The organism is Sinomonas gamaensis (genome assembly GCF_005876955.1).
GTDB lineage: Bacteria > Actinomycetota > Actinomycetes > Actinomycetales > Micrococcaceae > Sinomonas > Sinomonas gamaensis.
On the sequence record NZ_SSCL01000001.1, the window covers coordinates 476,157 to 494,039 of the forward strand.

16 protein-coding genes are annotated in these 17,883 nt (G+C 68.6%); 2 read left to right on the forward strand and 14 right to left on the reverse strand.

All coding sequences use genetic code 11. From position 1 onward, the window contains the following. Positions 1-62: 62 nt before the first annotated feature. The 5 genes from E5679_RS02230 to E5679_RS02250 form a co-directional block, all read right to left on the reverse strand. Positions 63-815 carry an SDR family NAD(P)-dependent oxidoreductase gene (locus E5679_RS02230; RefSeq protein WP_138413434.1) on the reverse strand — a complete coding sequence of 251 codons (753 nt, stop codon included), beginning with the start codon at positions 813-815 and terminating at the stop codon, positions 63-65. Next, positions 799-1,674, reverse strand: coding sequence for a fumarylacetoacetate hydrolase family protein (locus E5679_RS02235; protein WP_138413435.1), 876 nt, complete (start codon positions 1,672-1,674; stop codon positions 799-801). The genes E5679_RS02230 and E5679_RS02235 overlap by 17 nt, the downstream gene beginning before the upstream one ends. After that, a complete protein-coding gene (locus E5679_RS02240) occupies positions 1,671-2,690 on the reverse strand; it encodes an aldo/keto reductase (protein WP_138413436.1) in 1,020 nt (339 codons plus the stop codon). The genes E5679_RS02235 and E5679_RS02240 overlap by 4 nt, the downstream gene beginning before the upstream one ends. Next, positions 2,690-3,064 (reverse strand): amidohydrolase family protein, encoded by a 375-nt coding sequence (locus E5679_RS21130; protein WP_249335884.1) that lies wholly within the window; start codon positions 3,062-3,064, stop codon positions 2,690-2,692. Before E5679_RS21130 ends, E5679_RS02240 begins: the two co-directional genes overlap by 1 nt. Positions 3,065-3,560: 496 nt before the next feature. Further along, on the reverse strand, positions 3,561-3,992 hold the full coding sequence (locus E5679_RS02250; protein WP_138413437.1) for an RbsD/FucU domain-containing protein: 432 nt from the start codon (positions 3,990-3,992) through the stop codon (positions 3,561-3,563). A 391-nt stretch (positions 3,993-4,383) separates the two neighbouring features. Here E5679_RS02250 and E5679_RS02255 point away from each other — a divergent pair, with 391 nt between their 5' ends. Both E5679_RS02255 and E5679_RS02260 read left to right on the forward strand, forming a co-directional pair. Further along, positions 4,384-4,647 carry a hypothetical protein gene (locus tag E5679_RS02255; RefSeq protein WP_171042211.1) on the forward strand — a complete coding sequence of 88 codons (264 nt, stop codon included), beginning with the start codon at positions 4,384-4,386 and terminating at the stop codon, positions 4,645-4,647. A 120-nt stretch (positions 4,648-4,767) separates the two neighbouring features. After that, positions 4,768-5,208, forward strand: coding sequence for a VOC family protein (locus E5679_RS02260; protein ID WP_138413439.1), 441 nt, complete (start codon positions 4,768-4,770; stop codon positions 5,206-5,208). Positions 5,209-5,260: 52 nt separating this feature from the next. On the opposite strand, the gene E5679_RS02265 is transcribed toward E5679_RS02260, so the two are convergent. The 9 genes from E5679_RS02265 to E5679_RS02305 all read right to left on the reverse strand — a co-directional run bounded on the left by E5679_RS02265 (position 5,261) and on the right by E5679_RS02305 (position 17,878). Next, positions 5,261-6,070 (reverse strand): aminoglycoside phosphotransferase family protein, encoded by an 810-nt coding sequence (locus E5679_RS02265; protein ID WP_249335885.1) that lies wholly within the window; start codon positions 6,068-6,070, stop codon positions 5,261-5,263. A gap of 259 nt (positions 6,071-6,329) precedes the next feature. Then, entirely contained in the window at positions 6,330-7,343 is a 1,014-nt protein-coding gene (locus E5679_RS02270; RefSeq protein WP_138413441.1) for an FUSC family protein, read from the reverse strand. A gap of 190 nt (positions 7,344-7,533) precedes the next feature. Next, the gene (locus E5679_RS02275) at positions 7,534-8,553 is read right to left on the reverse strand and encodes a LacI family DNA-binding transcriptional regulator (protein WP_138413442.1); all 1,020 of its coding nucleotides are present in this window, start codon (positions 8,551-8,553) and stop codon (positions 7,534-7,536) included. Positions 8,554-8,687: 134 nt separating this feature from the next. Then, positions 8,688-10,289 (reverse strand): GMC oxidoreductase, encoded by a 1,602-nt coding sequence (locus E5679_RS02280; protein ID WP_138413443.1) that lies wholly within the window; start codon positions 10,287-10,289, stop codon positions 8,688-8,690. Next, positions 10,289-11,512 (reverse strand): glycoside hydrolase family 88 protein, encoded by a 1,224-nt coding sequence (locus E5679_RS02285; protein ID WP_138413444.1) that lies wholly within the window; start codon positions 11,510-11,512, stop codon positions 10,289-10,291. The genes E5679_RS02280 and E5679_RS02285 overlap by 1 nt, the downstream gene beginning before the upstream one ends. A 13-nt stretch (positions 11,513-11,525) precedes the next feature. Beyond that, positions 11,526-13,040 carry an aldehyde dehydrogenase family protein gene (locus E5679_RS02290; protein ID WP_138413445.1) on the reverse strand — a complete coding sequence of 505 codons (1,515 nt, stop codon included), beginning with the start codon at positions 13,038-13,040 and terminating at the stop codon, positions 11,526-11,528. A 29-nt stretch (positions 13,041-13,069) separates the two neighbouring features. Further along, positions 13,070-13,894 (reverse strand): enoyl-CoA hydratase/isomerase family protein, encoded by an 825-nt coding sequence (locus tag E5679_RS02295; RefSeq protein ID WP_249335886.1) that lies wholly within the window; start codon positions 13,892-13,894, stop codon positions 13,070-13,072. Then, the gene (locus tag E5679_RS02300) at positions 13,891-16,173 is read right to left on the reverse strand and encodes a GMC family oxidoreductase (RefSeq protein ID WP_171042212.1); all 2,283 of its coding nucleotides are present in this window, start codon (positions 16,171-16,173) and stop codon (positions 13,891-13,893) included. The genes E5679_RS02295 and E5679_RS02300 overlap by 4 nt, the downstream gene beginning before the upstream one ends. Before the next feature lie 49 nt (positions 16,174-16,222). Then, positions 16,223-17,878, reverse strand: a complete 1,656-nt coding sequence (locus tag E5679_RS02305; protein ID WP_138413527.1) for an acyl CoA:acetate/3-ketoacid CoA transferase — start codon at positions 17,876-17,878, stop codon at positions 16,223-16,225. Positions 17,879-17,883 lie beyond the last annotated feature (5 nt).

Consider the following 17,883-nt stretch of genomic DNA (forward strand, 5'->3'; position numbering starts at 1 on the left):
GCTCCGCGGGACGACGCCGGCCCGAGCGCTCGCGGACCCGGTCCCTCCACCGGACACCGCCATCAGGCTGGGCGCAGGCGCAGGCCGTTCATTCCGCCGTCGACCGCCAAGGAGACGCCAGTTGTTGAGCCGTTGAGCGGACTGGCCAGATAGGCGATTCCGGCGGCGACCTCCTCCGCAGAGACGAGCCTGCCGTGGGGCTGTCGTGCGTTGAGTGCCGCCCGCTCGGCCGCCGGATCTTGCGCCTTGTTCAAGAGCCGGCTGACCCATGGAGTATCCGCCGTGCCAGGACTCACGCAGTTGACCCGGATGCCTTCTCGGATGTGGTCTGCGGCCATGGCGAGCGTCAGGGAGTAGACGGCACCCTTGCTGGCGGAGTAGAGGGCGCGCTGGGGAAGCCCAGCGGTAGCCGCGATGGAGGAGGTATTCACGATTGCACCATGGTCGGACTTCCTCAGGTGGGGGAGTGCTGCTCGGGACACCCGGACAATCCCGAGGACGTTCACCTCGAACACCCGCCGCCACTCGTCGTCGTCATTGTCTTCGACGGTTCCTTGCGCGCCGATGCCCGCGTTGTTCACCACAATGTCGAGGCCCCCCAGGGTGCGGACGGCCTCGTCGACTGCTGTCTCGACGGAGGCCGCGTCGGCGACGTCGCACGTGATCCTGATGGCCCCTTCGGGGGCGGAGGCGGGAGCCAGATCCAGCACGGCAACCGCGCAGCCGCGCTCCATGAGGTAGGACGCGGTCGCCGCGCCGATTCCCGAGGCACCGCCGGTGACGATCGCCTTCAGGCCGTCAAACTCGGCTGCCAATTTGGGCTTCCTTCCCGGCTCGCTGGGTGTAGTTCTGCCGCTGCCTGCCGAGTCCCTCGATCTCGAGTTCGACGACGTCCCCGTCCTTCAGGTAAGGGAACCGACCGGACAGGGCCACGCCCTCGGGGGTTCCCGTGAGGATCAAGTCCCCGGGCTCGAGTTCCATGTACTGGCTGAGGTCGTGCACGAGGTGGGTGACGTCGAAGATCATGTCGGCAGTGGAGGAATCCTGACGCGGCTCGCCGTTGACCCAGCTCCGGAGGCGGAGACCCGATGGATCTACTTCGTCAGGAGTCACGAGTACCGGGCCCAACGGAAGATAGCCCTTGATGCACTTGCCCTTGCTCCATTGGCCGCCCGATTCCTCGAGCTGGTAGGTGCGCTCCGAGAGGTCGTTTGCCGTGACGTAGCCGGCGATGCACTCTCTCGCGTCATCCGGGGAGGAGAGGTAGGCAGCAGGCTTGCCGATGACGACGCCGAGTTCGACCTCCCAGTCCGTCTTCTCGGAGTTCTCGGGAATGGTGACGGTGTCGAAGGGCCCCGCGACCGTGTTGGGGGTCTTGAAGAAGATGATCGGCCGCGCAGGTGGGGCGGAGCCTGACTCCGCGGCGTGGGCCGCGTAGTTCTGCCCGATGCACACCACCGCACCCGGGCGGGCGATGGGCGCCCCGACCCGTATCCCCTCAATATCGACTTCTGGGAGTGCTCCCTGGGCGAGGGCCTCAGCGGCCCTGCGCGGCCCATCTGCCCAGAAGGCGCCGTCCAAATCCCGGGTGAGAGGGCTGAGCGAGTAGGCATGGCCGTCCTGGACGACGACGGGCTGCTCGCTTCCGGCTTCTCCGATCCGCATGAATTTCATCGGGCTGCTCCCTTCTGTTTGGAGGATTCTGTCGTGGCGGGAGTGGGGACGGTGTCGATCAGTCCGCGCTCCTCCAGCTCCTTCCACAGGGCCTGCGGGACCTCGTGGGACGCCAGGGCAACGTTCCGCTCCACTTCGGCAGCTGTGCGCATTCCCACCGCCACACCGATCACCACGGGCTCTCGGAAGGGAAATGCAAGGGCCGCCGCCGGCAGGGTCGTGCCGTGCCGCTCGCAGATCTCGGCGAGCAGGTTGGCGCGATCGAGGAGTTCCGCGGGAGCCGGAGCGTAGTTGTAGGTCGCGCCCAGGGCCGGCCTGTCCTTGGAGAGGAGCCCGGAATTGAACACTCCGACATTGACGACGGCGACTCCGCGTTCGGCACAGGCCGGCAGGAGGTCCTGCCGTGCCCCCTGTTCGAGGAGTGTGTAGCGGCCGGCGAGCATGACGACATCCACGTCGGTCTCGGTCACGAACCGGTGCAGCATCGCGGACTGGTTCATGCCGGCCCCATAGGCGCCGATGACGCCCTCGTCCCGCAGCTGGGACAGTGCCGGGACGGCGCCCTCGAGTGCCTCGGCCCAGTAGTCGTCCGGGTCGTGGATGTAGACGATGTCGATGCGGTCCGTCCCGAGGCGCGCGAGGCTCTCCTCGATCGAGCGTAGCACTCCATCGCGGGAGTAGTCGCGCACGCGCACGAGCTCAGCGCCGACGTCGAACCCCTCCGTGTCCCTGCCTGCTGCTCTCGGGTTGGGGCGGATGAGCCTGCCGACCTTCGTCGAGAGGACGTAATCCCCGCGGGGCCTGCCCCGCAGCGCTTCGCCGAGCCGTCTCTCGGACAGGCCCAGCCCATAGTGGGGGGCAGTGTCGAAGTAGCGGACGCCGTGCTCCCAAGCAGCATCAACCGCTGCCATAGCGTCCGCATCGCTGACCTCCCGGTACAGGTTGCCGATGGGAGCGCCGCCGAAGCCGAGGGAAGTCAGGGCGACGTTTGTGCCGGGGATGGTGCGCTTCTCCATCAATCGGTCCTTTCGTGCGGGAGGTCGGGCTCGAATCCGTAGAACTGGCCAGCCGTGCGGGCTGCCACGCTTGTCCTCTCCTCAGCGGTGGCCCCTTCGAGGGCCGGCCCGAGGACAAGGTCCACCCATGCCATGTACTGCTCGTTCGTCTGTGAGGAGACGGGCCAGTCGCTGCCGAGCATGCACCGGTGGGCTCCGAAGAGTGAGAGGGTCTCCGCGAGGTAGGGGAGAGCCTGCTCGGACAGGGGGCGGTGGGGGGCGGCTTCCGGGGCGGCGCCGGATAGTTTGACCGAAACGTTCTCCAGACGCGCCAAGCGCCGCATCCCCTCACGCCACTCTGCCAGGGCCCCGTCGGCGATGGGGGGCTTGCCCATGTGGCCAGCACGATCGGCAGCTCAGGCAGGCGCTCGGCGAACCGGGTGAGCGCTCCGAGCTGTTGCCACCGGATACAGGCGTCGAAGACCAGTCCGGCGCGGGCCACGGCGCGCGCTCCGGCGATGGTGGGTTCGGCGGTGATGAAGGCGGGATCGCAGTCCTGCAGCAGGCGCCTCACGCCCTTGACCAGGTGCCTTTCGGCGAGAGCCTCGAGATGCGATCCGATGCCGGCGCCGAGTTCCAGCGGGGCGAAGGCGACGATGGCCGAGAGCTCAGGCCAGGTGTGGCCGAGAACCCAGTCGACCTCGGCGATGCCCTGTTCCGCTCCGCAGTCAGCCTGGACGAACACCGCCCCGGCTCGCCGCCCGTGCGCCGCCGGGAGGTCCTCCGGGAGGAACTCCCGGTTCAGCTCAGGCGTAGCCTTCAGCCACTCGTAGTCGAGCCTCGCCGGGTCCCACACGTGGAGGTGGGCGTCGACGAAGTGGGGGGTCCCGCTCATCTCACCGGCCCTACCGTGCGGACGCCGATTGTGAGCAGGAGATTCGCGTATGGCCTCACGTCCCCGCTGGCGATCACGATCGCGACATCCGGCTGGCAGGCCGCCTCGTAGAAGGCGAAGCGCTCGTGCATCGTGAACGGCACGCCCTGCCCGAGGACGTCCTCGTAGCCCCGCGAAGCCTCGGATGTGGTCCCGTCCGCCGTGGCCATCACTGCCGCGGCCTCGATCGGCACGGCCTCGACGAGCACTTCGAGGATCTGGTCCACCGTGAGCAACCCGGGCCGCAGGTTGAGCGGGACGCGCACGGCCGAGGCTGCGGCCCCGGTGTTGTGCGGATAGTTCGCGTCCGCGATCAGGATCTGGGAGCCGTGCCCGGATTCTGCGAGGGCCCGGAGGAGGACAGGGTGGGTGAGCGAATAGTTGATCACGCAAGCTCCTCTTCTACGCTTTCTACGCTGCTGGCGACGACGATCCCGTAGCTCCCGCTCAGCTCCGTCTCGCGCCACAGCTCCACTCGCCACGGCACCAACATGACACGGCACGGGGCTGCGTCCTCCGCACCAGGCAGAGAATATCGCGGTTTCGCCATCTGGCCGCCGTCGCGCGCGGCAATGCTGTTGACGTTCCACGGCAAGGCTTGGCCGAAGGCCCGACGTTTGGAATAGTGGGAGCCAACAATGGCCTCGCAAACACCTGTTCTTTGGCGTGAGCAAACACCATCCTTCAATCCCAATTGACCTCGGGCAGATCAGCACGGTCCTCCTCGCGGATTGGCCGTCATCTGACGTGCCGAGGTCCTTGGTCGAGGCTGGCTTTCGAGTGATCGTCAAGGGCGGCCCCGACGACAAGTTCGTCGAGTGGTCGCCCTCGGGCGATCACGTCCAAGTGGCCGACTTCGACGCAGACATCCTGTATGTCCACCGCCCGCTTGCCGAGCTTCCGCACCTGATCGATCTCGGGAGACGTCATAACGTCAGCGCCGTCTGGCGCGACCCAGCTCCCGACTCCGCCAGCTTCCGGGAACTCGTCGAGGCTGCCCACCTGGTCTACGTCGACGAATGCGCAATCACCGCAGCCCTCTGAGTCTCGATAGGACCGGTAGTGCGACCACTGCGTCACGATGGCTGCGGCAAGATCTGGTTCAGTTCCGCGTCAGGCGGTAGCCGATCTATGTGAAGTCTTCGCCTTGGTAGCGTTCACCACATGGCCATCAAACTCGACAACGTTGGGATCGCTGTTCGCGACCTCGAAGCCGCAATCTCATTCTTCACCGACCTTGGTCTCACGGTCGTCGGCCGCGACACCATCAGTGGCGAGTGGGCCGACACCGCCGTCGGCCTCGACGGAAATCACGCCAAGATCGCGGTGCTCCAGACGCCAGACGGTCACGGGCGCCTCGAGTTTTTCGAATACATCCACCCGGATGCGATCGAGACCGAACCTACCCTGCCAAACGAGATCGGCATGCACCGCGTCGCCTTCCAGGTCGACGACATCGAAGATGCCTTGGCGATTGCCGCAAAACACGGCTATCGCCCGCTTCGCGGCGTGGCCACCTACGAGGGCATCTACAAGCTCACATATCTCCGCGGTCCGAGCGGAATCCTTGTGATGTTCGCCCAGGAACTCAAGCAGACATCGTGAACAACGAGCTCGTTGGTGCCGATGGGCCAGAGGCCCGGCCACAGGAAGCCTCTTAGCTCATGCGGGCATGTTCGTTGAGCAGGTCGTGGACAATCCGCAGGTTCGAGGCATCGCGCGGATCGCGGCCGTCGGATTCTGCGAGGCCGAGGAGCGCTTTCCATAACGCCCACCCTCGCGCTCGGGCCCACATTCCGTCGTCGTGGGCTACCGCCCGCCGGAAGGCTTCCCTGCTCTCGGCGTCGAACATCGTCCAGGCGATGACAAGATCGCAAGCCGGATCCCCCAGCCCGGAGGTCCCGAAGTCGATCACGGCCGCCAACTGGCCGCCTGAGACGAGAAGGTTCCCCGCTGCGATGTCGCCGTGGAACCAGACTGGGTTTCCAGTCCAGTTCGCCTCAAGAGCGCTGTCCCACACAGCCTCGGCAGTCGCTGTGTCGATGCGTCCTTCAAGGGTGCGGAGGCAGCGCCGGGTCTCCTCGTCGTAATGGGCAGGAGCGGCGCCACGGAACCAGCTGTGCTCGCCGGCCTCCGGGGCGCCGTCGGTATCGCAGGCCTGCAGGGCACGCAGGAATTCGGCAATCGCTTCCGCGAATTCTGCTAGGTCGCCTATCTGAGCCCGGTCTGCCGCTTCGCCTTCGATCCAACGCCGGATCGACCACGGGAATGGATACCCCTCGCCTGGGCTACCCACGCCCAGGACGGTCGGGATCGGCACTGGCAGGCACGGTGCGAGTCGAGGAAGCCACTCGCTCTCCTTGGCCACCGCGGGAACGTAGCCGGAGGCTGTGGGCAGACGCACCGTCATCGACTCTCCGAGACGGTAGGTCCGGTTGTCCCAGCCTTCGAATTCGGCAGGTTTCACGGGAAGGTCCGCCCATTGTGGAAACTGGGCGGCAACCAGACGCCTGACTAGTCCGGCGTCAACCCCGGCGCGTCCGTCTTGGCTCGCAGCGATCACCCGAAGAAGGATGCCCCATAGGGCCGTCACGTGGGAATACCCGTCTTTCCGCCGTTGAAAGCTCTGCCGTCCACGATCTCGCCGAGAACCAGCGCGGCCATCATTTTTCGCGGCTCTGTTACTCGTACGCTGGGTCGCCTTCCGGAGACAACCCCAGGCTGATTCAGTTCGATGCGGGCGCCGAGCGCACGCGCCGCAGGACGCGCGCCTCGGCCAGCACGACAGCGAACCCGACTAGCACCCCGAGAACCGTCTCGACGGCCCGATCCGTGATCATCGCCTGCGCCGTGCCGGGCAGGGCAAGCCTGGTCATGAGCAGGATCAGTGGGGTGAAGAAGATCAGCGCCAGGGCGTAGTGGCGGACCATGAACAGCTCGGTCGGAAACTGCAGGGCCACGACCAGGACGCCCATCGCCAGCGTGGACGGGTGGAATGCGAAAATCGCCGCGCTCAGGCAGAGCCCGGCCAACGTACCAACGACTCGGTGGACGCCGCGCGTGAGCCGCCCGGAGATACCGGGCGCCGAGAGCGGAACGGCGGCGCCGGCCATCGCCCAGTGCGGGTGCCCGATGCCGATGGCCAGTGCGGCCAGTCCTGAGGTGGCAACGGCGATCGCATAGCCGCCGGCGCGCTTCAAGGACGGGAGCGCCGTCCGCGAAGATTGGGGTGGCCGAAATCGAGCCCGCGGCGAGGATGCGCCGATGGCGAGGGCGAACAGCGCTGAGGCCAGGGCGACGGCGGAGGCCGTGAAGGGGTCGGCACGGTTCAGGGCGGCACAGGCACCGAAGGCGAACAGGGCGAAGAAGGGCCCGGCCGGGCGGAAGCCGGCCCGGTCTGCGGCCAGGGACGCAAGCCCTGCGAACAGCGCCTCTCCAAGCACGAGGACCACCTCGGGCGCCTCCAATGCGGAGAGGGCCGACCCGAGCCCGACGCCGGCCACGAGGAGGGCAGCGGCGGCGGATTGGTGACGGAGGCGGGTAGCACGGTCGGCGCCCCGTCCGTACATCCCGGCGAAACCGCCGAACACCGCGTCGATCACCAGTTCTGGGCGTCCCACGAGCAACAGGACGACGGTGGGGATGCCGACGCCGAGCACCATCCTCAGGGCCGGCCAGTGGTCCTGCTCCGAGGGTCGGAGGGCGGCGAAGCCGCGGACGCGGGACACCAGCTGCCGCACTTGAGTTCTCCCTTCGGGCGCCGCCGCGCCGCACGCGGGGACGAACACCTGCGTTTGACGCGGGCACTGGGCCCCTGCTGCATTTCAGCATACGTGCGGGCCGTCCGGAGACAGTGCATGGGCATCGACGGGGGAGTGGTTCGATCGGCAGTGCCATAGGCCGTCTCGTCGAGAAGCTGGTGCAGCTCGGTCAGCGCGAGCCTCGAGGCCTCCAAGCCACCGTCGACGAACGCAGTCTGAGCTTCGGGGGAACCAAGTCGTTGAGCGGCCCGTCCTCGCCGTCGTCCAACAGCTGCAGGAGACGACCGGCGGCTCGCCTGCCGATCTCGTCGGGGAATCCCGCCACGGAGGTCAGCGGGGGCGCTTGGGTGGCCGCGAAGCGTGTGTCGTCGAACGAGGCGACAGCCATGTCCTCTCCCGGGCGCAGCTCGCGGCGGCGCAGTTCCTCGTAGATGCCCAGGGCGACGATGTCGTTGTAGGCCACTACGGCGTCGGGGAGCCGGCCCCGGTCGAGGAGCGCAGCCGTGGCCTGGACGCCCCCGGCCGGGGTGATGTGCGCACGTTGCTCCGCATCGTTCCAGAATTCAAGCCCCCGTGCTGCCAGGGACCGAGCGAGGCCCTCTGACCGCTCCGTGGTCGACGAGGCCTGCAATCCGCCGAGGAATGCCACCGTCCGGCATCCGATCGCTGCCAGATGGCGGCCGAGGAGCTCTCCGCCGGCGACGTTGTCGCTGCCGACGTAGTCGAGGCCTTCGATGCGCCGGGCTACAGTGACGGTCGGCGTCTTCGCCGCGGCGACCAGGCTTGCAATCTTCTCGGGATCGGAGTCGGGAGCAGGGAGGAGGATGAAGCCGTCCACCTGGCGTTCGATCATTGAGGTCATGAGCTCGTGCTGGCGATCGGCCTCGTCGTGGCTGTAGCCGATGAAGATGGTGTATGCCGCTTCGTGGGCGACTTCGTCGGCGGCCATTGCAAGCTCGGCGAAGTAGGGGTTGATGATCTCGGTGACGATCAGGCCCAAGGTCATGCTCCGGCTCTGCCGCAGGTTCGCCGCGCTCCGGTTGTACACGTACCCGAGGTCGGCCATGACTTTGCGCACCCTCTCGGCCGTCGCCGCGGGGATCTTCGGGCTGCCTCTCAGCACGAGGGAGGCCGTCGATCGGGACACGCCCGCGGCGCGGCTGACGTCGTCGAGGGTGATGCGGGCCAAGGTTCTCCTGGGAGCTGCGAGGGGCTGTGGTGGTCACCGAGCCTATCAACGTCAAGGGTCCGGGCACGGCAACGCCGCCCGTCGGGCCTAGGTGGCGTCGACGTCGGCTCTGCTGGCTGTGGCGATGGGGCTGGTCATGCAGATTGCTCCTGGGGGAATTCGATGGCGCGGTGAGCGTCGCGGAGGATGGCGTCGGCGACGCGCAGCGAGTTCGCGGCAATGGTGAGGGCGGGGTTGAGGGCGGCGGAGGACGGGAAGAAGGACGAGTCGACGATCCAGAGGTTCTCGACGTCGTGCGCGCGGCAGTCCTTGTTCAGGACGCTGGTCCGACGATCGAGTCCAGCCACCGCTGTACCGCACTGGTGAGAATTCGTCTCGATGCCCATCCGCTGGGTGAAGACGACAGGGTATCCGGCTCGTCGGACTGCTCGAGTGATGCGCCGGACGAGCTCGCGGTGGGCTCCGAGGTTGGTGGGCTTCCACCAGATGTTGATCTGTCCGTCGACAAGTCGCACTCCGTTCTCGCGGCGGGGGAGGTCCTCGGTGGTGAGGTAGATGTCGATGCTGCGGTCGCTCATGGCCTTCAGCAGCCAGTTCGGCGCCCAGGGCCTGGCCATCTTGAGCATGGCCGCGCGCAGCTTTCCGAGCATCTGCAGGTTCCCGAGGGGGACGGGGGTGGTGGGTCCGGCTTCATACCAGTCGTTGAGGCCGAGCGTCTTCTGCCACTGCGTCCGGTTGATCCGGGCCGGGTTGATGCCGATGAAGAAGGTGCTGTTGTGCACCATGTAGTTCCGTCCCACGAGCCCAGAGGAGTTCGCCAGGCCGTCGGGATGTTGGGACGATGCCGATCGGAGCAGGACCGCGGCGGAGTTCACTGCCCCGGCGGCGAGGATGAAGCGCTCCGCCTCGATCCGCACGACCTTCCCCGCGCGCTCGGCGAGGGCGGCGATCACCCGCGTGCCGCCGTCGTCCGTCAGGAGCCGGAAGACCTTGGCACCGGTGATGAGCTCGACGCCGGAGGCGACGGCGGGGTCGACGGCGACCCTCTCGGCGTCGGACTTCATGCCGGTCTGGTCTGGCGCGCCATCGACTGTGGCAATGCGGCGCCGGTCCTCGGCGGTCTCGGCGGCGAGGCCGTTGGCCATGTGGAAGGGGTGCAGCCCCTGGCGACGGAACGAGGCCGCGAGGCGTTCGACGGTGTCCTCGTGCTCGAGCGCGGGGAACGGGTACGGCTCGGAGTGCGGCGGTTCGGTCGGATCTTCGCCGAGGACGCCGCGGACACGGAAGAGCTTCTCGGCGCGCGTGTAGTACGGCTCGAGCTCGTCGTAGGTGAACGGCCAGGCAGGGGAGATGCCGTCCTCCTGCGCGGTCTCCTCGAAGTCGCTGCGCCGGAACCTGGGAAGGCACGCGCCGTAGACCTTGGTGTTGCCGCCTACCCAGTAGTAGACGCCAGGCTTGAACTGGGAGCCCGAGCGGCCGTCCACCCAGTGCTCGGCGTTCTTGTACCGGCCCTTGACGTAGACCTCCTCGAGGTCGGCGTTCTCAGGCTCGGCGGGGAGATGCTCGCCGCGTTCGAGGATCAGGACCCGCTGGCCGCTGTCCTTGAGGGCGTAGGCCATGGTGCCCCCTCCCATGCCCGAGCCGACGATCACCGTGTCGGCGGTGATCACCTCGTCGTGCGCAGGCGCGTCGGTGGTCGCCGGGGCCGGGGCCTCGTCGATGGACGCGTACGGCATCACTGCCTCCCTTCATGGGGCTCGGACTGCTCCACGTACCGCTGGATCTGGTCCACGGTGTCGAGGAACCAATAGTCGCCCCACATGACAGACTCGTCGACGCCGAGTCCCTTGCCCTCGTGGTACGACCCGTGCTTGAGCACGCCCTCCCACTCCTCGTCCGGCGAGGCGAGGAAGTCGTCCTGGCAGAGGCGTTCGACGATGGCGACGGCGTAGTCCGCGTAGGCGCGGGCCTTCACCGGCTCCTCGACGAGCCCGGCGAGCTGCCAGAATCCGCCTGCCGCAGCGGCGGCCGCAGAGCTCTCGTACGGCCTGATCGGGTTGGGCTCGGCCCAGTCGTTGGGCGGGACGAGGCGGTTGCCGGTCTGCTCGAGGTAGAAGTCGGCAGCGGCTACGGCGGTGTCGAGGAACCGGCGATCTCCGGTGAACCGGTAGACGGTGCCGAACCCGTACAAAGCCCACGCCTGCCCGCGCGCCCACGACCCGTCGTCGGAGAAGCCCTGCTGGGTGGTCTGGCGCAGGAATGCTCCGGTCTCGAGGTCGAACATGGCCTCGTGGGAGGCGGAGCCGTCTCCGCGCATGAGATAGCGGCGGGTGGTGAGGCAGTGCTCCACGGCGCGGCGTGCCAGGTCGTCCTCGCCGGTCTGCTGGGCGGCGTAGAGGGCCATGTGAATGTTCATCATGATGTCGATGAACAGGCTGTCGGGCTGGCGGAAGCTGGGCATGTAGCGGCCCCGCGCGTGGTAGCGGCTGGCCGTGGTGCGCCCGGCCTCGATGAGCACCTGCCGCTTGGCGTCGTCTCCGGTGGCGTCGAGCCAGCGCCGGTAGGTGGACCAGAAGAGGAAGCCGAGATCGTGCACGGTGTTGTCGGTCTTGCGGTGCTCGATGAGCTCCGAGTAGTGCTCGGCGGCAGCGCGGAACTCGGCGCGGCGCCCGGGCTCGGCGCGCTGGGAGAGCATCCAGAGCTGGCCGCCGAGGAAGCCCTCGCACCAGTTTGTCCAGGCCTCGGCGCCCACCGCCCACTTTCCGCCCTCGGTGTAGAGGGGGAACGCGTCGGGGTGGCGGGTGATGAGGCCTGCGAGCTTGGCCGAGGCGGTGGCCCAAGCCTTTGCTGCGGCACCGTCGAAGCTCCCGGGGACCCGGTAGCCGGTGGGGAGCCGCACAGGCAGGAGGTGGGGCAGGACGGCGCTGGTGCCTGCGGTGCGGGCTGCGGTGATGGTCATGGGATTCTCCTTCTCAGGCGCGGGGGGCGTCGGGCGTGGGGACCCAGCGGGTGGTGCGGGGGCCGACCTGGAGCTGGATGGTCTTGAGCTCGCTGAATTCGGCGAGGGCTTGGCGGCCGAGCTCGCGGCCGATCCCGCTCTGCCCGTAGCCGCCGAAGGGGAGTTCGGGGTAGCCGTCCATCCAGCGATTGACCCAGATCGTGCCGGCGCGCAGGTCGCGGGCGGCGACAAGGGCCTCCTCGATGTTGGTGCTCCAGATCCCGGCGGAGAGCCCGAAGGAGGTGGAGTTGGCGATCTTCACAGCCTCGCCGAGGGTGTCGTAGGGGAGGATCGACAGCACGGGGCCGAAGATCTCCTCCTTGGCGATGGACATGTCCTGGGTGACGTCGGCGAAGACGGTTGGGGCGAAGAACCGGGGGCCGACGGCGTTCTGAAGGCGTTCGCCGCCGGTGACGAGGCGGGCGCCGGCCTCTCGTCCCTCGCCGACGTAGCGCTCGACGACGGCGAGCTGGGCGTCGTTGACCAGGGAGCCGACGAGGGTGTCGGCGTCGAGGGGGTCCCCGACCCGCATGGTCTTCGCGCGCGCGGTCACGGCGTCGGCGAACTCGTCGGCGATGGAGCGGTGCACGATGAGCCGGCTGCCGGAGTTGCAGCACTGGCCGACATTGAAGTAGCCGCCGAAGACCCCGGCGTCCACGGCCGCGGCGAAGTCCGCGTGAGGGGTGACGATCTGCGGGTTCTTTCCCCCGAGCTCGAGCTCGACCTTCTTCAGGTCCGCACCGGCGATCTCGGCGATGGTGCGTCCCACGCCAGTGGAGCCGGTGAAGCTGATCATGTCGATGCCCGGATGGGCGGTGATCGCGGAGCCGACATGGCGGTTGCCGGTGACGACGTTCACGACGCCGTCGGGGAACCCCGCCTCGCGGACGAGCCCGGCGAGCATCACGGTGGTCGCCGAGGTGCTCTCGCTGGGCTTGATGACCGCAGTGTTCCCCGCGGCAAGGGCGAAGGGGAGCTTCTGGCTGACGATCAGGAGCGGGAAGTTCCAGGGGGTGATCATGCCGATCACGCCGAGGGGCTCGTGGACGACGAGGGCAAGAGTGTCCGGGCCCAGGCCGTTGTGCGCGTCGCCGTGGGTAGCACGGGCAAGCGTGGCGGCGTACTCCCAGAGCTCCGCGGTGGAGGCGACCTCGGCGCGGGACTGGGTGATGGGCTTGCCGGTCTCGAGCGTCTCGGCGAGGGCCAGCTGCTCGGCGTCGCGGCGGATGAGCTCGGAGACGCGGTGGAGCAGCTTGGCGCGGTGGCTGCCGCTCGTGGTGCGCCAGCCGGCGTCGAGGGCGCGGCGGGCCGCCCGGACGGCGCGGTCGACGTCGACCGCATCGCCCAGCGGGTATGAGCCGACCTCGACTTCGTGGGCCGGGCTGTTCCGGGTGAACGTCTCGCCCGACGCTGCTTCGGCGTCGGCGCCGTCGATCACCATCGGGCGGTAGACGGGCTTGATGTCGTCGAGGGTGTAGCTGTGTGACATGGCGGTTGTCCTCTGGGTGAATGGGTTAGTCAGTGGTCTGTGAAGTTCGGGGCGCGTTTGTCGCGGAAGGCGGCGACCCCTTCTGCCAGGTCGGCGGTTGCGGAGGTCAGGCCCCCGGCGAGGGCTTCGAGCACCCGGGAGGGGGCGCCGTCGGCCGCCGCGTCGATGATCTGCTTGGCGAGCTGGACGGCGATGGGGGCGCCGGCGAGGATCTCCTGCGAGAGGCGGGCGACTTCCTCGCCGAGCCGTTCCTTCGGCGCGTGGGCGGTGGCAAGACCCCACGCGACGGCCTCGGCTCCACCGAGCTGGCGCCTGGTCAGGACGAGCTCCTTGGCGCGGGCGCGGCCGACGAGCTCGGTGGCCCGTTCGGTGCCGCCCCATCCGGGGACGGTGCCCAGGCCGACCTCGGGGAGGGCGACTCGGGCCTCGTCCGCGATGACGCGGAAGTCGCAGGCGAGAGCGAGTTCGAATCCGCCGCCCACGGCGAGGCCGTCGACGATCGCGATGCTGGGCTGGCGCAGGCGGGCGAGGGCGTCAAAGGCCTGGTGCCCAGTCTCGATCCACTCCCGCCACATCGGTGCGGGCTCGAGGACCGAGAACTGGTTGATGTCCGCTCCGACGCAGAAGACCTTCTCGCCCGCGGTGCGCAGCACGAGCAGCCGGGCCCGCGAGGCGCTGACCTCGAGGATCCGCTCGCGCAGCCGCCGCAGCAGGGGCACGGTCAGCGTGTTCAGCTTGGAGGCCCGGTCGAGGATGAGCGTGGCGGTGAACCCGTCCTCGCTGTACTCCAAGGCGACGCTCCCCGCGGCGGGGTCGGTCGCCGTCGTCGTCTCGGTGCTGGCTGTCACGGTCACTGTGCTGCTCCTTCCTGAGGGGCGCCGCCGAGTTCGCCAGCCAGGTGCTCTGCGGCGCGCATGACGACGGCCCAGATGGTCAGGGTCGGGTTGATGCCCGGGCAGCTGGGGAAGGCCGCGCCCGAGTACAGGTAGAGGTTCTTGGTGTCGTGCACGGCGAGGTGCTCGTCCAAGACCGAGCTGGCGGGGTTGTGGCCGAAGCGGGCACCGCCGAGGTCGTGGCTGGAGCCGACTCCGGTGAAGTAGGGACCTTCCCAGGTCTCGGTCGCGCCCATGTCGCGCAGGAGCCCGGTGGCCTTCTGCGCCATCCACGCCGCGAGCTTCCGCTCGTTCTCCCGGAGCCGGTACGTCACGCGCACGAGCGGCATACCCAGACCCGAGCGATCCCGGTGCCGGGGGTCGATGTCGATCCGGTGGGAGGCGTAGGGGAGGGCATCGGGCTGGATGCGGATCACTCCCTGGTGCGGCCACTTGGCGAGGTGATCCCGGTAGGCGGCGCCCCAGGACGGCACGGTCGGGGGGAGGGTCTCGCGGGCGATCTGCAGTGGCAGGGCCTGCTGCTCGGCGCCCAGCGTGGCGCCGCCGAGGAAGCCGTGATCGAGGGAGCGGAAGTCCTTCGACAGGAAGTCGTCCAGCACCACGCCCTGGGCGGCCGGGCCGGTGTGCCGGTTGAAGTTGACGTCGGGGAACATGGCGTCCACGTGTCCGAACATCTTGGTCATGTAGTGCAGGCCGAGCTGGCCGCTGTTGTTCCCGAGCCCTTCGGCGTGCTTGGAGTCGGCCGAGAGGAACATCAGGCGCAGGTTCTCGTACGTGTAGGCGGAGAGGACTACGGCGCGGGCGTGCTGGGTGCGGACCCGGCCGGTGGGGTCGACCCACTCGACGCCGCGGGCGGCGCCGGTCTCGTCAGTGATGATGCGGGTGACTCGGGAGTGGGTGCGCAGTTCGAAGCGGCCGCTCGCGATCGCGGCGGGGACTGGGCCGAGGCCGGGGTGCCAGCGGTCGCCGAGGAACGAGCCCAGGCCGTTGTTCCACGCGCTGTAGCCTGTTGCCCGGCGCCCGTCGTACGTCTCCGTGGTGAAGCCGACGGAGACAGGGTGCGGATGCAAGCCTGCGGCGCGGGTGGCCTCGGTGAACTTCTGGCCGAGGACGAACGGGCGCGTCGGCGGAAGGGGGAGGGGGCGTGAACGGGTGACGAAGGGGTTGGTGTCGTCGCCGGCGATGCCGATGAGGTGCTCGAGGCGTGTGTAGTAGGGCTCGAGGTCTTGGTAGGTGACCGGCCAGTCGGCCAGGGAGCAGTCCTCGGGCAGGACGTTGCGGCCGTAGAGGTCCTCGTAATGGGACTTCGGGGCGAACTGCCATTCGTGGAAGCGGCGCAACCAGGAACCGTAGTGCCCGGCGGATCCGCCGACGCCGTTGACCATCCGGCCCAGGGAGAAGGTCGCTGCCTTCGTCTCGGGCTCGGAGGGGTCTTCGCGCCAGCGCGGGGTCTCGAGTTGGAACTTGGGGCCGAGGCCGCCGCGGGTGTAGTAGGCGTGCTCGAGCTCGTCGGGCAGGAACTCGTCGAGCGGGCGGAAGGGGCCCGCCTCGAGGCCCACCACTGTGAGCCCGGCTTCGGCGAAGACCTGTGCGCTCACTCCGCCCATGGCGCCCACGCCCACGAGCAGGACGTCGACCTCGTCGGTGAACTGCGGGTTCACCGCATTCTCGTAGCCGAGCTGCTTGAGCCGGTGGCCTTCCTCGTCCCGGGGGATCTCGGCCGTCGCGTCGGCGAGGGTCTTGATCCGGTCCTTGAGCACGTGCTCGGTGCTGAGGTTCTCTTCGGCGGAATTCTCCAGCCACACCCCAGGGTGGCGGAGGAACTTCCAGCCGAGGGCGTCCTTGTTGCCCCCGTGGACGGGGTCGGCGAAGAGGCCCTCCTGGAGGTGGGCGACGAGGAGGCCGAAGAAGTCGCGCTGGTTTTCGGCCGGGAGCCGGTCGGAGAGCTGTCCCTGCTCGGCGAGCGAGACGATCTCATGCCGCTCGTCGGGTGTCGCCTCGGCGAACGCGTGGCCGTACTTGGCCCGGGCGGCCTCGTCCAGAGCCCCGAGGAACCACTGGTAGCGGGGGAGCTCGTCGGCTCCGTGGCCCTCGAGGGTCAGGTCGAGGTACTCGGTCACGCCGGTCTCGACGGCCCCGGGGGTGCCTTCGCCGCCGGGGAACATCGTCTCGAAGAGGGCATCGGCCTGGGCAGCCTGGTACGGGGTGAGGACTCGCAGGGCCCTGCTGTTCTTTTCCATTCGGCTGTTCTGTTCCATCTGGGTGTTTCCTTCGTGGGTGTGCCGCGCGTCAGCGGGCGGCGGCGACGGCTGGATCGGCGGTGCGGGCTGCGCTCTGCCGTTCCAGGCGCGGGTGCCGGGGTGCGGGGTCGAGGGCGAGGCCCAGGCGCTCGGGAGAGAAGAGCGCGGCGTCCATGGTCCTGAGCCCGTCGGAAACCAGCAGCGGGAAGTCGCTGCGGTCCAGGACATCGCGCTGGAGGTCGACTCCCGGGGCGATCTCGGTGACGATCAGGCCCTCGGGGGTGAGCCGGAGGACCGCGCGCTCGGTGATGTAGGTGACCTTCTGGCCGCGGGCCAAGGCCTGCTTGCCGGAGAAGGTCACTTGGGCGACGCGTTCGACGAGCTTGGTGTGCGCGCCGTCGGCGCGGATCTCGAGCCGTCCGCCGTCGAGTCCGATGTCCCGCCGCCCCGCCGTGAAGGATCCGATGAAGACGATCTCGGGGGCCGCCGTCGTAATGTCCGCGAAGCCGCCCACTCCGGCGGTGACGTGCCGGCGCTTCGGCAGGTAGTGGACGTTGACGCTGCCCTCGCGGTCGATCTCCAGGAAGGACAGGAGCGAGCGGTCGAAGCCGCCGCCCTGCAGGAGCGTGAACTGGTCGATGCTGGGCATGATCGCGTCTGGGTTCTGCGAGCAGCCGAACGCGAAGTCCAGCAGGGGCACCCCGCCGACGGCGCCCTGCTCGATGACCCAGCTGATCTCCCTGCCTTGGCCTTCCTCGAGCAGCACGTGCGGGACGAGGGCGGAGACGCCGAAGCCGAGGTTCACGGTCTCCCCGGCATGCAGCTCGGCGGCGGCGCGGCGGGCCATGATCTTCTCCAGGGAGAACGGCACCGGGGGCAGGACGGAGAGTGGGCGGCGGAGCTGGCCCGAGATCGCCGGGTCGTTCTGGGTGAGGGTGGTCTGGAGCTGGTCCTCGGCCAGGACGACGGCGTCGACGAGGATCCCGGGGACGCGGACTTCCTGGGGGTGGAGGCTGCCCTCCTCGGCGAGGCGCTTGACCTGGGCGATGACGATGCCGCCGTTGTTGTGCGCGGCGTAGGCGAGGTCGAGGGCACCGAGCGGGGAACCCTCGTCCTCGAACGTGAGGTTCCCGTGCTCGTCTGCGGTCGTGGCCCGGATGATGGCGACGTCGGGGACGATGGAGGGGAAGAAGAGCCATTCCTGGCCCTTGATCTCAATCAGTTCGACGTTCTCGGCTGGCGTCACGTCGTTCATGCGCCCGCCCTGCTGGCGGGGGTCGACGAAGGTGTCGATCCCCACCTGGGTGAAGACCCCGGGCTGGTGGGCGGCGGCGGCGCGGTGCATCTGGTAGACGACGCCGGAGGGGAAGTTGTAGGCCTCGACCTCGCCGCCGGTGATCATCTGCCAGATCTTCGGGGGCTCGGCGGAGGAGGGACCGGAGGGGTAGGAGCCGGCGACGACGCGGCGGAGCATGCCGGGCTGGGCGATGTGGTCGATGCCCAAGACCCCGTACATGTCCCCGGCGGCGATCGGGTGCACGCTGGTGAGCGAGCGGGGATGGCCGGTCTCGGCGAAGCGCTGGCCTAGGCCGGAGAGGATGGCGTCGGGGCAGCCGAGTGCGCTGGAGGAGCTGACGGCGACGACATCCCCGTCGTCCACGAGGTCTGCGGCCTGACGGGGGGTGAGTACTGCGACTTTCTGCATGGGTG